We start from the raw sequence: 15900 nt of genomic DNA, 5'->3' as shown, positions 1-15900 counted from the left end.
GGTCGTTAAGGAGCAAGAGGAATAATGTCGATCCGCCGGTCTCATATAGTCGTGGCGCTTCTATGTCTTGTGATTCGCCCGGACATAGTCCAAAGCGACGCGTGGACCCGTCCCTTTTGGACAGAACAAGCGATGTTTCGATTCGGAGACGAACTCTTTTTTACGGGACGGGCGTCTTGCGCGCGTAAAGCGGAAGAGGGGCGACAAAAAGCCTATGAGGCCTCCGTTCAAGAAGTGTTGAATTACACGCAAGTCCCCAGGCTTACCGGTGTCCCGATCGAAACGCAGATGCTGTTTGAAGAACAAGGTGGAACAGGCTGCCCATCGCGAACCATCACCGTATGGCGATTGCTCAGGATCTCAGAAATGTCACTTGAGGCATTGGTCAAACGCGCCCGGCAATCCGTACCTTCGATCAATCCTGAAACCGAACCGGCATTCCAACCCATACGAGATTTGACGCTTCGAGCCGGCATGACCCGTGAAGAAATCCACGAACGGTTTGGGCAGCCGCGATCCGTGATGATGCGACGCAGCTCCAGAGAAGTACAGTATGATTATGCCCGGTTCGGGTTGACCCTGACGGTGGACGAAGACGGACGGCTGCTTCGCTGGAAACTCGCAGACCCTCAGTCGGCGACGGCCTCACGCACGTCGCCGGTAGATTGGCCCCCTCACCAGAAGGCTCCCGCCTTCAAAATCGATCCAAACGCGGAACCGACCATCGATCTGACCGATCGGCTCCGTCAGCTGGAGACCCGCGGCCACCAGGAACTAAAAAAGGATGCCAGAATCATCTGTTCACGGAGATGGCCACGAAACGCTGCCTTGCAGCACACGTGCGAACCCTACGAGTATGAACATCTGAAGTTGATCGAAACCCAAGTCGGCCGCGATCAGTCCGCCCACTGACGTCCATGAACAGACGATGATGATTGGATTGCCGGCATGTCTATCGAAGCCCCTTTCCTTTGTGCCACAATTCATGCTGGGTTTGAAAATTCGTTATAAGTAGCGAACTGCCTAGAGCGCTCAGCTCCGGTTCCTGGAGCGTAGTCTGCCTTACCAGCCGGCCTGCTTCGACGAAACGGCAGTTCAGGCCTTCGTCCCGCCACGCACAAGCATATCGATGCATTTCGCTACGAGACCGGTCCACCCGGTCTGGTGGCTGGCGCCAATGCCCGCCCCATTGTCACCATGGAAGTACTCGTAAAACAGAAGCAGGTCCCGCCAGTGCGGATCCGACTGAAACTTTTCCGTGCTGCCGTATACCGGCCGGCGGCCGTCCGGCCCACGGAGGAAGAGGCGCGTCAGGCGACTCGATAAATCATTGGCGACATCGCCCAAATGCATGTGACGACTCGATCCGACCGGGCACTCCACCTGGTAGCGATCGCCCAAAAAGTAATGAAACTTTTGAAGCGATTCGATAATCAAATAATTCACCGGGAACCAGACGGGGCCGCGCCAGTTCGAATTGCCGCCGAAAAGTCCTGTGCTGGCTTCAGCCGGCTCATAATTCACGCGATATTTCGTTCCCATAACGGCCAGCGTATACGGATGCTGTCGATGAAACTGCGAGAGAGCCCGAATGCCGTAGGGGGACAGGAATTCTTTTTCATCGAGCATGTATCGCAGCACGCTGCGAAGGCGCCGGCAATTGACCAGGGAGAGAAAGCGGCGCACCCCGTGATCATGGGACTGTGTCTCTACGTGCGAGCCGAATTCCGGCCGGTTCTCGATGAACCATTGCATGCGATGCTTGAAACGCGGCAATTGATCCACGAGTTCGGAATCCAACGTTTCGACTGCGAAGAGAGGGATGAGCCCGACTATCGAACGGACCCTGAGTGGCAGGTTGTGTCCGTCAGGCAGGTGCAGCACATCATAAAAGAAGCCATCCTCTCGATTCCATAATTCAAGTTCTTCTTCCCCAATTTGGTTGATCGCTCTGCAAATATAGACAAAATGTTCGAAAAATTTGCTTGCCATGTCTTCATAGGCATTGTTCTCGCGCGCTAACTCCATCGCCATGACGAGCATATTCAGACAATACATGCCCATCCAACTTGTGGCGTCGGATTGTTCGATATGACCGCCGGTCGGCAGCGGCTTGCTTCGATCAAAGACGCCGATGTTATCCAGGCCTAGAAATCCGCCCTGGAAAATATTTCGCCCCTCGGTATCTTTGCGATTGATCCACCAGGTGAAATTCAGCAGGAGCTTCTGAAAGACGCGCTCGAGGAACCGACGATCACCGACCCCTCGACGTTTCTTTTCGATCTTGTACACACGCCAGGCCGCCCACGCGTGCACGGGTGGATTCACGTCTGCCAAGGCCCACTCATAGGCCGGCAGCTGGCCGTTCGGATGCATGTACCATTCTCGTAACAATAAGATCAGTTGTTCTTTGGCAAAGGTGGAATCAACCAGTGCCAATGGAACGCAGTGAAAGGCCAAATCCCATGCGGCATACCAGGGATATTCCCATTTATCGGGCATCGAAATGACATCCGCGTTATAGAGATGCGCCCAGTCAGCGTTGCGTCCATGGAGGCGACTGCGCGGGGGCTCCGGTTGCCCCGGATCGCCGCGCAACCATCGACTTACTTCATAATGGTAGAACTGTTTGCTCCACAAAAGACCGGCAAAGGATTGACGCTGCACTCGTCGCGCATCCTCTGACAGTCCATCCGGTTCCAGCTCGCGATAAAATTCATCAGCCTCTTGTCGGCGTTGCACAAACGTCTGATTGAACTGATCTCCAAAGAGTGAATCCGTCGTTTCCCGATCCGTCAATCGCAGTTGAAGAGTAGTAGCCTCGCGTGGTTCGATCATCACAACGTATTGTGCAGCAGCCTTGGACCCAATCTGGAGCGGATTGACCGCATCCTTTCGACCATGAACGATATAGTCATTGATCCCGTCTTTGACATAGGGCGAAGTGTTTTCACTGCCATAGAGCCGCTGCGCATTCGTCTCATTCTCAGTAAACAGCAGTGGCGGCGCGCCGTCACATAGCAGGCGCCGCCGACCGTAATACTCATGGGCGAGTTCGATCACGCTGATGCCGTTGTCGCGCTCGTGGCCTGCATGACCTTGCCTGAGTCTGGGGCGTCGAACATCGAGGCCCCACGACCAGGTGTTACGGAACCAAATGGTCGGCAATACGGTCAGTTCCGCCGGCTCAGATCCGCGATTCACGATGTCGAGACGGATCAGCAAATCATCGCAAGCCCCTTTCGCATATTCGACAAAGACATCAAAATAGCGGTCCGCATCGAAGACACCGGTCTCCATCAGCTCAAATTCCGGCTCGCCCCGCCCACGCCGCCGATTCTCCTCGACCAGCCTGGCATACGGAAACTTTGCCTGTGTATACTTGTACAGGTACTTCATGTAGGAGTGGGTAGGCGTGGAGTCGAGATAAAAATAATACTCTTTCACGTCCTCGCCGTGGTTGCCCTCATGCCCGGTGAGTCCGAACAACCGTTCTTTGATGATTGGGTCTCGGCCATTCCACAGGGCCAGCGCGAAGCAAATAAATTGATGGCGATCCGAGATGCCGGCGAGCCCATCCTCATTCCATCGATAAGCCTTAGACCGGGCATGGTCATGAGGCAGATAGTCCCACGCGTTCCCATCAGAGCTGTAATCTTCGCGCACCGTGCCCCACGCCCGTTCGCTCAGATAGGGCCCCCAACGCTTCCAGTGAACCTTCCGACTTGCGCTCTCTTCCAACCGCTTCGCTTCAGCCGTGAGTCGGTCAGTGGACTTCATCTTCGCCGTCCTTTCGCATGAGGGAGAGTGTGGGGCGTGACCGATCGGCATAATCGGTCACACGCTCAACGATATCAGAAGAACTTCACCGAGGGACCATACCTGAAAGGGACATCCTCGGGTCGTATGGGCCGGTTCGGCGTCGGCAATTTCAGAGATGTGGCGGAGTCCCGCCTCCCGGAGATGGTTAAGTATGGGCTGGAGATACTGCGCCTGTGCCGTCTTCCTTGCGGCCGCCGTGTCGCATTGCACCCGGACCGAGGTTTCAATAAACGTGCCCGCCAGCCAAGGCCACGCCGTGCCTTAATGGTAGGCGCCGTTTTGCTCACGGATCTCGCCGAGATACTGGCCCACGTAGGCAGGGTCATCGGACGCCAAGGACCGCAATCCCATCGGTGCCCAGAGGCGTTGTTCGACAACCTGGACGATCAGTCGAGCCCGTGCGTCCTGAAGAAGTGGGAACGGCAAACCTCCCCGGGCAAGATCTGATTTGGACGGCAGGCGCTATCGGCGGTCCCTGACAGTGATCCCAATCAATCACATCATGAAGCGACCCGCTCGACTCATCCCAGAAACTTTCCTCAAATGTCGCCAGGCCACGTTGCAATGGCTCATTCCATTGATCGGATAGGTCAGAGCCGATCTTGAGCGCATTGAGCCAGAGCGCCTGTACCCGCGACCGCCTTCCCGCTACGGGGTGTCACCACCCGCTCGTCGACTTTCGCATCCATCCAGGTGACCTGTGTGCCAGGCTGACCACCGACCTGCAGTCCATCCCTGTCGAGATGGATGCCGAAACGTTTCCCTTCGCCACAGCTGGCGAGAATCGATTCGATCGCCTGATAGAGAATGGTTGAGTTCTCATCGCTGACTTGCGTCGCCTCCGCTTGGCGGCATGCAGAAATTCACGGATGGCGCCGAACCGCTTCCAATTGTCTGGTCAACGACAGGCCCGGCTGGACGCCATTGTGGCACGTTACATTAATTACTGACAGGGACGATTTTGAACAGACAAGAGTGAGGAGAGGGCTCCGAGCTAAAGACAAACCGACTGATTATGCAGACACCACCATCCGTAAAGCCGCCAACGGCGCGTCGCGAAAGGGAAAACGCTCCAGCAGTTAATTCCAGGTCACTCCATCCTGGTTAATCAGAAAATCGACCAGTTCAATGCTGTCACGCAAGGCAAGTTGAGCCGCCTCTGACATAGGAAGAATCGCCCCCACAGGTCTTCCCGTTTCCATATCATCGAGCGGCGGAATGCCTTCGGAGTTTATCGTCTCATGTTCGGGCCGGTAGCTGGCCATCAATTACTCCTTCGTAGACGGTGGAAGCCAGTCAACGCCGTCGATTTCATCATACCATACCAATGCCGATTGTATAGAAGGGATGGACATTAGGCGGAACAGCCACTACAACCGGTGAATGGATCGCTCAGTCCACGGGGGGTAAGGCGCCGAGGTAGGCGAACTTTCCAACGCGCACGAGCCGGCTGTCGCGTCTAGGACGAAAATCATCGCGGCCTGAATCGACAAATTGCGGATCAGCAGTCACATCAGTCTCTGGTTTTAATTCAGGGGCAGGGGTCGGCGCATCACCGGATTTTATATAATTATGGTCGGTGTTATGAACGGCATTGTAAGACAGTGTGGGATGGCTGGATGGCGCGATCAAAAATCCCACTTGGTTCAGGCCGACGACATTCCCGGAAGCCTCCCCCTTGGAGGCATTGAGAAAGGCGACTCCGCCGCCGTTCTTGGTAATGGTATTGCTGATCAGCACGGCCTTCGCATTGTCCGTGACGATGACCCCTTCAAAGAGATTTCGCGTGATGACGTTCCGTTCAAGCCGCACATCCGATTTCCCAGCCACCGTCACGCCATGATCGTTATCGTGGATCAGATTGCCGACCAAGGCCGCTTGCGAGTCGGCAAATTGAACCCCCGTCGTTTCGCTGCCGCCAATGCTACAGCGCTCGATACGGACGTCCTGCACCTGCTGCCCAAAGAGCATGCCATTAATCCGAACGTCATGGAGCACGATGCTTTTGCCATTAAAAATGCCCATCGCATGGCCGCCGTGTTCACGGATCGTCATGCCGCTGATCTCGATCTGCGTCGCCCCATACGGCCATTTGCCGATGTGAAACACACCGACTCGCTCACGACCCAACACGGTGACCTTGTCGACTCCATCGCCGATGAGCCGCAGCCCATCTTTACTGTGAATCGTGACGTCTTCCTGATACTCGCCGCCCTTAATGCGGATGGTGTCCCCGCTCTTGGCGTCATCGACGGCCTCTTGTATCGATGTATACTGGCCACTGCCGTCACGCGCCACAACTATAGTACGTGGTTCACGCACCATTTGCGCCGGTTCGAGATCCTGGGCCAACACCGTGACGGTCCCAACACCCAGCAACATCGTCATGATGACTGTTGCTAATAGACGCCCCGCAGAGCGACACGGGAAAAGCGAACCATACCTATATGTCGGTCTCATGTTGTCCATCTCTGGTGCCATCACTCCACCAAGGTACTTCATTTTGTTGTGACCCGTAAAGGCCCCATGCTATCTTCCGGCATGCTCCTGATAGGACTCACGGGCGGCGTGGCAACCGGCAAGAGCACTGTGGCGAAGCTGTTCAAGGAATGTGGAGCCGTGGTGATCGATGCCGATGCCCTCGCACGAGAGGTCGTGCAACCGGGGAAACCTGCCTGGCGGGACATTGTGCGGCTCTATGGGAAGCAGGTGCTTGAGGCTGATCGGACGCTCAACCGGCCGGCCTTAGCGCATATCGTCTTCCGGGATCCCCGCAAACTGCGCATGTTGAGTCGCATCATCCATCCCCGGGTGGCACGCGAACAATCACGGCTCACGAGATCCCTGGCAAGGAAAGATCCCAACGTGATTATTGTGTATGATGTCCCCCTGTTGTTTGAGGCGGGAGTCGACAAGCGGGTCGACCACATCATCGTTGTGGTCGCCGACCGAGAGACACAGATCACTCGACTTCAGCGCCGCAATCATCTCACCAGGGCAGAAGCGCTGCGCCGCATACGGAGCCAACTGCCCCTTGCGCAAAAATTGAAACGGGCGGACTACATTTTAAAAGGCACCTTACCGCTGCCGACGCTTAAAACGGCCGTGAGCCGCGTGTATGGAGAATTGCGTCACAGTGTGCAACTGAAGTCCGCGAAACGTAGGAAGGCGATTATTCGGAGACCGAGATCCCGGACATCTCTTCTGGAAGCATCACGGTGAGAGCGTATGGAGCGCTAGAGTCCTTGTGCGCAATGGCGACCAAGGTGCACATTTGGGGTTGCGTTTCCGGCGGAAGAGATAGCAGCGCCCGAAACTTAATCCACGGCGCGGTGATCTCTGCCTGCTCCACGTGAAGTCGAAGCGCAAGCAACACGTCCCGAACACGAGTGTGGCATTCCTCGTCATCAAATTGATGGGAGGCTGTAATCCCCAGTTCCCATAGAGGTTTGCTGATGCCGACCGAGAGGCGCAGGCCGACTTGCTCCGCAATCGACGACACGTCGACGAGGATTCCCGCCTCAATGGCTTCTTGACGATTCAGGAGCTGCACCGGCACCTGCTGTTGAGGTTCAGTGACGGCTAGATCTCGAGTCGTCGGAGGCGCTTCCGGCGAAGAACCTCGTGCACTAGACAGGTCACCCTCATCGCCCGATTGTTGAGACGGCGCTTTCTCTCCGAGAGCGAGAATAATCCCTTCATACACCTCTCGGGCGGCCGCCGACCAAGACGAATTGACGGGAAGCCCACGAAACGCGGCTTCCGCCGCTTTCTTTTCATCGTATGTCAGTTCTCGCGATGCCATGCTCAAAAGATAACGCTAGCCGCCGCCTTGTCAAGAGCATCGAATCAGGCATGACCTCGGTCGTGCAAGCGTATGATGCCGTGTGGTAAATTGCATTCTATGGAAAACATGCTGATCATGGGGTCCGGTCCGGCAGGATTAACCGCTGCAATATATGCGGCTCGCGCCAACCTAAAGCCGGTGCTCATTGAAGGTACGCACGCCGGCGGTCAACTTACGCTGACCACTGAAGTTGAGAACTATCCCGGATTTCGCCATGCCATTCTCGGGCCCGATCTCATCAAGGAGATGCGGATGCAAGCCGAACGGTTCGGCACCGAGGTGAGGACCGGGGATGTGACGTCCGTCGATCTCAAGAGCCAACCCCTTCGTGTCTTGGTTGAGGGCGAACAGATCATCGAGACTAAAACGTTGATCATCGCCACCGGCGCCTCCGCCATCTGGCTTGGTATCCCGGGGGAGACCATGTTGATGGGGCATGGCGTGTCGAGCTGCGCCACCTGTGATGGATTCTTCTTCCGCGGGCAGGACTTGGTCGTGGTTGGAGGAGGAGATACGGCGCTTGAAGAAGCGAACTTCCTCACGAGGTTCGCGAATCGGGTCTTCGTCGTCCATCGACGCGACAAACTCCGCGCATCGAAGATCATGCAGGATCGCGCCTTCAAGAATGAAAAGATCACGTTCATTTGGAACACGGCGATAGAGGAGATCCTTGGCAAGGACGTCGTCACGGGCGTTCGATTACGCAACGTCGTCACCGGTCAATTCTCAGAACTGAAATGCGCCGGGGTCTTTGTCGCCATAGGTCACAGCCCGAATACACGCCTTTTCGAGGGACAGGTGGAGATGGATGCCCGCGGCTATATCGTCACCAAAAACGGGATGGCGACGAACGTGCCGGGTGTGTACGCGGCAGGCGACGTTCAAGATACCCGGTACCGGCAAGCCATTACTGCGGCCGGCTCAGGCTGTATGGCGGCGATGGACGCGGAGAAGTATCTCGAGTCGCTGGACAGCCATTGATGCAGGAGGGTGGTAGGGCGTCATCCGTGCTCGCAGATCGCCCACGATAGGAACGTGGCCGGTCCAAGCGCGCAAGTGATGATCCTCCTATCACCCTCTTAGCTTTCACTGAACGATTTCTCCTATTCTTAACAAGAAGCGGGAAAAGGATGCGCTGCGCGATTATCCATTATCATGAATTGGCGCTGAAGGGGCGCAATCGGCCCTTCTTTGAACAGCGGCTGGTGCGGAACTTGCGCATGGCCATGCGCGATGTGGGTGGTAAGCAGGTGGATGCGCTACAAGGACGCATCCGTGTCATCTTGTCTCCTGAAGCCTCATGGCCTCTCGTCCGAGATCGAATTGCAAGGGTCTTCGGTATTGCGAATTTCTCGCTCGCCCAATCGGCCCCATTCGGGCAGGATGTTCCCCGCCTGCTCGATCCGTTGAAACGCGCCATCGGTGACGCCATCCAAAGCGTGCCGTTCAATACGTTTCGTGTCTCGGCCAAACGATCAGACAAGCGTTTACCTTTGACCTCCATGGATGTGGAGCGGGAAATCGGCGCATACGTGTGTGGGCTGACCGGCAAGTCCGTCAACCTTCGCCGGCCCGACTTGACGGTTCATATCGAAACGCTCATCAAGGATGCATACTACTTTCTTGAACGGGAAGAGGGGCCCGGGGGTCTGCCTGTAGGCACAAGTGGGAAAGTGGCGTGTCTGCTTTCAGGGGGAATCGATTCTCCCGTCGCGGCTTTTCGCATGATGAAACGAGGGTGTACCGCCATCTTCGTCCATTTCCACGGGCGCCCCTATGTCTCTCGCGCATCGGAGGAGAAGGTTCGTGAACTGGCCGACCTCCTGACGCGCTATCAATTCCAGTCGCGGTTGTACCTGGTGGGCTTCGGCGATATCCAACGACAGATCGTGCTGGGAGCCCCTGCCCCGTTTAGAATCGTGCTCTATCGACGGATGATGATCCGGATTGCCGAGGAACTGGCGAGACGCGAGCGTTGTTGGTCCTTAGTGACCGGCGACAGTTTAGGACAGGTCGCATCCCAGACAGCTGAAAATCTCGGCGTCGTAGAAGAAGCGGCCGGCTTGCCGATCCTTCGCCCACTGATCGGCATGGATAAGGTCGAAATTACGGACCAGGCTCGGCGGATCGGCACGTTGGAGACATCCATCGAGCCGGATCAAGACTGCTGCAGCCTCTTTGTTCCTCCGCATCCCAGCACCAGAACAGACATGGACCACATCAGAAAGATTGAGCGCGGCTTCGATCTCATCGCGCTGGCCAAGCAAGGACTCGACCATACGGAACTCGTCGAACTTACCTTTCCTCCACCCTAACGTTGGGTCACAGGTTGTGCATCTGCACCACATCGGCCGACGCTTGACTCGAACGGGACGCTCATACTCTATTCGACCATAGTCGCGCAGGGAAACAGAAATACGCCTTGACCCATGTCGATACAGAGAGTAGCATAACGTATGACGTTTTGAGCCTCGCTGGCGATTTATCGTGGGCTTTTGTCCCTCTCACGCGATTGATTCCCCGGTCTCAGCCGCTCTAGCACCAGAGTTATCGAGCCCGTCAATTCACTGAAGCAACGTCACGACAGTCCACAAGACAAAGGGCGCAAACCGCCCGATCCTGATCACCATCACCTATGATTCAACATCGAGGTTATTATGTTCAATGAAGCCAAAGGCGCAGCAGAAAAACCGTGGATAAGAATCCCCGATGGGACGAAAGTCAGGCACACCGGTGACGGCCATGACCATTGTGACGGCTTTATTGATGGCCTCACTGAGATCGTCAACGGCCCCAAACGTAATCCGGACGGAAAGACTCTGTACCGTCTGAATGTCGGAATGCCGCAGCGGCAGCTTGCCGCGGAAGCGGATCTACTGATCCTCCTGGATCAGGAAGGGTTGGTCCAGGTCAGCGGCAAGAGCGGGCTGGAGTACCGCCGGTCCATGACCGAACAGTTGCACCATACATTCGACGAAAGCCGATTCGCAAAAATAGAGTGACGGCGGTTCGTCGCCGCATTCCTCCTGTTGATGTGGTTCCACCTCCTCCACATCCAGAAGATAGATGCGGGGATCGCTCATTGACCATCCTTCCCTGCTTCAAAGATCCGTCGATGCCGCCGAGTAACTGTGCTAGGATCACGAGGTTGACGTACATGTTGTATACCTCTACGGTAGGATGGATGAAGCTCTGCGCATTGTTACCGACTGGATTCGTCCTCGTCGTCATGCTGACCATTGCGGCTGCGCAGCCCCTGGGCGACTCATCGGCCACGACCGAAACAACCTGTAACTTTGGCATGGCGAAGAACGAAAAGCGTCAAAGCTGCCAAATCCCAATACCCTCCGGGTGCGTGGTTGCCAACTTCCCTGGTACGACGAAGCCCTGGACAAATATTTCAAAAGGCGGATTGACGACGTGCCGCTTCAATGACAAAGAGACCGATTGGAAAACACGAATCACCGGCACGTGCAGCAAATGCACGACTTCCCATTGCTCGGCGAGGTTTGCCGTCGTATTTGATTGTTCAGCCGTCCTTCCGCCTCCAACCCGCCAAGTACCGACGCCCCATCCATGACACTCTCCGAAGCTATTAAGTATGAAGCGACGAACCTGGGGTTCGACGCCGTCGGCATCAGTCGAGTTCCCCTGCCCGATACCGCCGCGCTTTCTGTTCTTGATCGATTGCGCGAATGGCTACGGCAAGGCTATTACGGCGCGATGGCGTGGATGACTCGCAATCCCGAACGGCGCGCTGATCCTCAACTCGTACTCCCCGGCTGCCGGTCCATCATCTCAGTGGCGAAGAATTACTTCACGGATCGACAGCCCGACGAGGCACCGGGCCATGGTCGAATCGCGCGCTATGCCTGGGGGCAGGATTATCATGACGTGCTGGGGCCCAAGCTCGAACAACTGGCCGCCCGCATTCGTCAATTGGCCCCGAATTCTCACACGCGCTGGTATGTGGACACCGGTCCCATCATGGAAAAAGCGTGGGCACAGCAAGCTGGGCTAGGGTGGATCGGCAAACATTCCAATCTCGTATCAACCCGCTTCGGCTCCTGGCTGCTGTTGGGAGAAATTCTCACGACACTGGAGCTGGATCCCGATGAGCCGGCCGTCGATCTCTGCGAGTCTTGTACTCTGTGTATCCGCGCCTGTCCCACGGGCGCCATCACTGAGCCGTACGTCGTCGATGCCCGACGCTGCATTTCCTACCTGACCATTGAACTGCCCCGTACCGGCGATCCGATCCCCGATGAGTTCCGCGGCAAATTAGGAAACCGTATATTCGGGTGCGATGACTGTCTCGATGTGTGCCCGTATAATATCGAGGCAACGCCCACCGCCGACCCCGCCCTCCAACCGTCTTCCCATACGTTGGCCCCGAAGCTGACGGAATGGGCAGGGCTCACCGAACCCGAGTTTACGGCCCGGTTTCATGACAGCCCCATCCGGCGAGCCAAGCATGGCGGATTTTTACGGACCGTCAACCTGGCCATTCAAAATTTGACGGCGACACATCGACATTCATCCACGGGTTTGAAGAGGTAGTTGTCTCTCTCGCCCACGGCCCTTGCACGACCTTCCCCCATTGACTATAGTCAAGATGAGCATGTCGGTGATCAGCGATCAACCGTCAGGCTAATCTTCGAACCCGAAAGCGGACGACTGAAAGCTGGGTGACATGATGCGCCCTGCCACGCTCCTGATTATCGAAGACGAAGAGCGCATGCGCCGCCTGCTCGAATTAGTCTTGAGGCAGGAGGGATATGAACTTCTCTTAGCCGACTCGGGAGAAGAAGGTATTCGCCTTCTCAATAACACCGGGGGGATCGACCTCATTGTCACCGATCTACAACTCGGCCACAGCTCGGGGCTTGACGTGCTTGAAGCGGCAAAACGCGTGCTGCCAGGTGTCCCCGTCCTCATCATTACCGGATACGGGACTGTCAAATCGGCCGTCGAAGCTATGCAGAAAGGCGCCTATGACTACATCTCGAAACCGGTCGATCACGACGAATTAAAGATCGTCATCGCCAGAGCGCTGGAAGCACGGCGGCTCTCGGAGGACTATCACGCCTTGCAGGCTGGTCTCCATGAACGCTTCGGATTTGAGCGAATCGTCGGACGATCCGCAGCGCTGGAAGCAGTCAAACAGCTTGCCATGGAGGTAGCCAGAACGGATGCCACTGTCCTCATTACCGGTGAAAGCGGAACCGGCAAGGAGCTTCTGGCGCGTGCTATCCATTATGCCGGCCCTCGTTCAGCGGGACCATTGGTGACGGTGAATTGCGGCGGTATTCCCGAGACCCTGCTGGAATCAGAACTCTTCGGCTACGAAAAAGGGGCCTTTACCGACGCCAAAAAGGCGAAGCCCGGCCGCTTTCAACTCGCCGATCGTGGGACGCTATTTCTGGACGAAATTGGAGAGATGAGCCCGGCGGCACAGGCCAAGCTGCTGCGAGTGCTGGAAGATCATACTGTGGAGCCCTTGGGCGGCACACGCGGCATCAAGGTTGATATTCGCGTGATCGGCGCCACGAACCAGGATCTCGCGGATTTGATCAAGAAAGGCAAGTTCCGGGAAGACTTGTACTACCGGTTTAACGTCTGCCCCCTCCATATTCCTCCCCTACGGGACCGGCGCGAAGATATTCCGGATCTTCTCGACGCGTTCCTCAAGACCACTTGTCGGGAGCGCGGCCTCCATCTTCGAGGAGTCTCCCCCGACGCGTTGGCCATCTTGCAACGGCACCAGTGGCCCGGCAACGTCCGCGAGCTTCACAATGTCGTCGAGTGGATCACCATGCGTTGTCGCGAAGGCGACATCAAGCCGGAGCACCTCCCGTCCGCGATTCGAACGTCGTCGGAACCGTCCATATCCACCGCATCTCCGTCCTCACCCGTTTCCCTCCTCTCATTGGGACTGTCCGTCGAAGAGTTGGAACGAGCCATGTTGAAGGAAGCGCTGGAAAAAACGGGAGGCAATGTGTCGGAAGCGAGCCGGCTGCTCAAAGTCACGCGCAACACCTTGCGCTATCGAATGGCGAAGTACCACCTGGGCGATCCCGAGGAGAAATCCTAACGCGGCTGATGCCTGCTGTCTGACGCGCCCTTGACTTTCGTCATGGCCGGCGACATGATCGTCATAGCCTTCTGGTTCATACTCTCCTCCATCCACATGATCGGAGTATGATGACATACTCTCCCAGAACCGGCGGCCTGCAAAAGAAGTTTTTCGTGGCCCTCCTGATTGCCGGCATCGTGCCCGGCATCGTGGCGCTCATCGCCACCTACCTCTACAGCACCAATAGTCTGAAACATTCCATCGGAAGCAGCTTCCAGGAAATCGCCCGGTCCACTGCCATCCGCATTTCGGGTGCCGTCGATATGGAAATCGACCGCGCGATACAATTGGCTGCGGCCCCCGCTTTAGTACGTCGGATCGTGGAACTGTCCAACCAGCGCTACGCCGGAAAAACAGAGGGCGAGATTCAACAGCTCTTAAGCGAAGGTTATTCTCCACAACTGCTGACTCATCTTAACAGCGGACGGCTGCCGGTGGTTCAGACCATTAACTATCTAACGGACTGGGCGCACGACACAGGCCATTACGTCCGTGTAATCGTCGCCGACAATCATGGCGCCTTGGTGGCATCCAACGATCTCCATACGCCGTATTTGAATGGACAGGAAACGTGGTGGCAGGAAGGCTTCGACAACGGATTGGACGCCGCCTACGTCAGCTCGCTACATCTGGACCCCCAATTAAACGACTATGTCTTTGAGATCTCCGTCCCGATCCCAGGCGACGATCATGACGAGCCGATCGGCGTCGTCGGCTTGATTCTCCGACGTAAAGTACTGATGGACACGATTTTACCGATCCATGTCGGCGAGACCGGCCACGGCATGTTGCTGGATACCGCCGGCACGCCGTTAGTCTGCCCCGTGCTTCCGCCCACCGAACACCTGATTCAGCATGTGCTGATCAATCAGCTCGCTCAGGACCGTCCTCTTTGGCTGGTCGCCGACGATGACGCGCACGGCGGCCACAATTCCATTATCGGTGCCGCGCCGGTCCGTTTTTCCTCCCGTCTCACGCCGCTCAGTCTTGGAGGCCAACGCTGGTTTGCCTTCGTGCGCCAGCAGCCTGAAGAAACTTATGCGCCCATCTATTCTTTACTGCCGACCGTGGGCCTGATTGGGTTCGGACTGGTCGTCGTCCTCGCCTCGCTGGGTTTTGGTATGGGGTATAAGATTGTGAAACCCATTCTTGCACTCAGACGAGAGGCCGAGACCTTACGAGCGGATATGCTGGCGCGCTCGTCGGGTACGATACCGGAGCCAGCCGCGCTACCCGAACCCTCGGTGGAAATCCGCACCGGCGATGAAATTGAGGACCTTGCCAGAACGTTCGCGGCAATGCGCCATACATTGGAAGAAAGCCTCCATATGATCCGCGTCCAGCACGACGAACTGATCCGCAAAGAGAAGCTGGCCTCGGTGGGGCAACTCTTGGCTGCATTGGCCCATGATCTGCGCAATCCCCTCGGGGTCATCCGTAGCTCCGCTCAACTCGTCCTGGAGGAGCACCAGCCGGATGCCGTGAAACACGAGGTGACGCGATACATCATCGACGAGGTGGACCGGCTGACTCACCGCATCAACGACTTTCTTCGCTACGCCAGACAGAAGCCGCCGGAACTCAAACCGACTTCGGCCGACAGTCTGGTCCAGTCGGCGCTGCGGCAATGGCAAGCACAAGGAGGACACGAGCATATTACCGTGAAGACGCGCTTGGAGCCGCATCTGCCGAACCTCCGCATCGATCCTGAGCAGGTCAAGGAGGCGCTGGTCAACCTTCTGATCAATGCAAGAGAAGCCATGCCCGGAAGCGGAGAGTTGATCATTGCGGCTCGAGGCGAGCCGAACGCCGCCATCGTGATAGATGTCATCGATACGGGATGCGGCATCTCGGACGCAAATCTGAGCCGTATTTTTGAGCCGTTTTTCACCACCAAAGAGTATGGAACCGGGTTGGGACTAACGAATGTCAAGCGCCTCATCGAGGACAACGGAGGGGCAATTAGCGTGCACAGCGACGCCGTTAAGGGCACGCGATTTACCATTCGATTTTCCACGGAGCCGCTGTCATCTCAGGTAAATTACCCGCTTGAGTTGGATCGGCAGGCGGGGTAAGATGCCGCGGTTTTGCTGGA

General features: G+C 56.6%; 13 protein-coding genes and 1 pseudogene. 8 read left to right on the top strand and 6 right to left on the bottom strand.

Translation table 11 applies throughout. The features are described 5' to 3' along the window. Window positions 1-132: 132 nt before the first annotated feature. On the top strand, window positions 133-912 hold the full coding sequence (locus ACWHYZ_RS07185; protein ID WP_447986595.1) for a hypothetical protein: 780 nt from the start codon (window positions 133-135) through the stop codon (window positions 910-912). 183 nt (window positions 913-1095) lie between these two features. Here ACWHYZ_RS07185 and ACWHYZ_RS07180 read toward each other — a convergent pair whose 3' ends face one another. The 5 genes and pseudogenes from ACWHYZ_RS07180 to ACWHYZ_RS07160 all read right to left on the bottom strand — a co-directional run bounded on the left by ACWHYZ_RS07180 (window position 1096) and on the right by ACWHYZ_RS07160 (window position 6210). Next, entirely contained in the window at window positions 1096-3780 is a 2685-nt protein-coding gene (locus ACWHYZ_RS07180; protein WP_447986594.1) for an MGH1-like glycoside hydrolase domain-containing protein, read from the bottom strand. 57 nt (window positions 3781-3837) lie between these two features. Then, a pseudogene (locus ACWHYZ_RS07175) lies at window positions 3838-4248 on the bottom strand (amylo-alpha-1,6-glucosidase). A gap of 164 nt (window positions 4249-4412) precedes the next feature. Next, a complete protein-coding gene (locus ACWHYZ_RS07170; protein ID WP_447987534.1) occupies window positions 4413-4607 on the bottom strand; it encodes an amylo-alpha-1,6-glucosidase in 195 nt (64 codons plus the stop codon). A gap of 294 nt (window positions 4608-4901) precedes the next feature. Continuing rightward, a complete protein-coding gene (locus ACWHYZ_RS07165) occupies window positions 4902-5087 on the bottom strand; it encodes a hypothetical protein (protein ID WP_447986593.1) in 186 nt (61 codons plus the stop codon). A 127-nt stretch (window positions 5088-5214) separates the two neighbouring features. Next, window positions 5215-6210, bottom strand: a complete 996-nt coding sequence (locus tag ACWHYZ_RS07160) for a right-handed parallel beta-helix repeat-containing protein (RefSeq protein ID WP_447986592.1) — start codon at window positions 6208-6210, stop codon at window positions 5215-5217. Between the two features lie 138 nt (window positions 6211-6348). Here ACWHYZ_RS07160 and coaE point away from each other — a divergent pair, with 138 nt between their 5' ends. After that, entirely contained in the window at window positions 6349-7044 is a 696-nt protein-coding gene (coaE, locus tag ACWHYZ_RS07155) for a dephospho-CoA kinase (protein WP_447986591.1), read from the top strand. Here coaE and ACWHYZ_RS07150 read toward each other — a convergent pair. Then, window positions 6995-7627 carry a hypothetical protein gene (locus ACWHYZ_RS07150; RefSeq protein WP_447986590.1) on the bottom strand — a complete coding sequence of 211 codons (633 nt, stop codon included), beginning with the start codon at window positions 7625-7627 and terminating at the stop codon, window positions 6995-6997. The genes coaE and ACWHYZ_RS07150 overlap by 50 nt on opposite strands. 99 nt (window positions 7628-7726) lie before the next feature. Here ACWHYZ_RS07150 and trxB point away from each other — a divergent pair, with 99 nt between their 5' ends. The 6 genes from trxB (at window position 7727) to ACWHYZ_RS07120 (ending at window position 15880) form a co-directional block, all read left to right on the top strand. After that, complete coding sequence (gene trxB / locus ACWHYZ_RS07145; protein ID WP_447986589.1) at window positions 7727-8650, top strand: thioredoxin-disulfide reductase; 924 nt, start codon at window positions 7727-7729, stop codon at window positions 8648-8650. 149 nt (window positions 8651-8799) lie between these two features. After that, window positions 8800-9984: a tRNA uracil 4-sulfurtransferase ThiI gene (gene thiI / locus ACWHYZ_RS07140; RefSeq protein ID WP_447986588.1), complete on the top strand. Its 1185-nt coding sequence runs from the start codon at window positions 8800-8802 to the stop codon at window positions 9982-9984. A gap of 342 nt (window positions 9985-10326) precedes the next feature. Further along, window positions 10327-10671, top strand: a complete 345-nt coding sequence (locus ACWHYZ_RS07135) for a hypothetical protein (protein ID WP_447986587.1) — start codon at window positions 10327-10329, stop codon at window positions 10669-10671. A 574-nt stretch (window positions 10672-11245) separates the two neighbouring features. Continuing rightward, entirely contained in the window at window positions 11246-12229 is a 984-nt protein-coding gene (gene queG, locus ACWHYZ_RS07130) for a tRNA epoxyqueuosine(34) reductase QueG (protein WP_447986586.1), read from the top strand. Window positions 12230-12362: 133 nt separating this feature from the next. After that, window positions 12363-13763, top strand: coding sequence for a sigma-54-dependent transcriptional regulator (locus tag ACWHYZ_RS07125; RefSeq protein WP_447986585.1), 1401 nt, complete (start codon window positions 12363-12365; stop codon window positions 13761-13763). A gap of 107 nt (window positions 13764-13870) precedes the next feature. After that, window positions 13871-15880: a sensor histidine kinase gene (locus ACWHYZ_RS07120; RefSeq protein WP_447986584.1), complete on the top strand. Its 2010-nt coding sequence runs from the start codon at window positions 13871-13873 to the stop codon at window positions 15878-15880. Window positions 15881-15900 lie beyond the last annotated feature (20 nt).

The organism is Nitrospira sp. Nam74 (assembly GCF_965152615.1).
The sequence above is the reverse complement of the archived record's forward strand: the minus strand, read 5'-3'. Positions and strand labels throughout refer to the sequence as shown.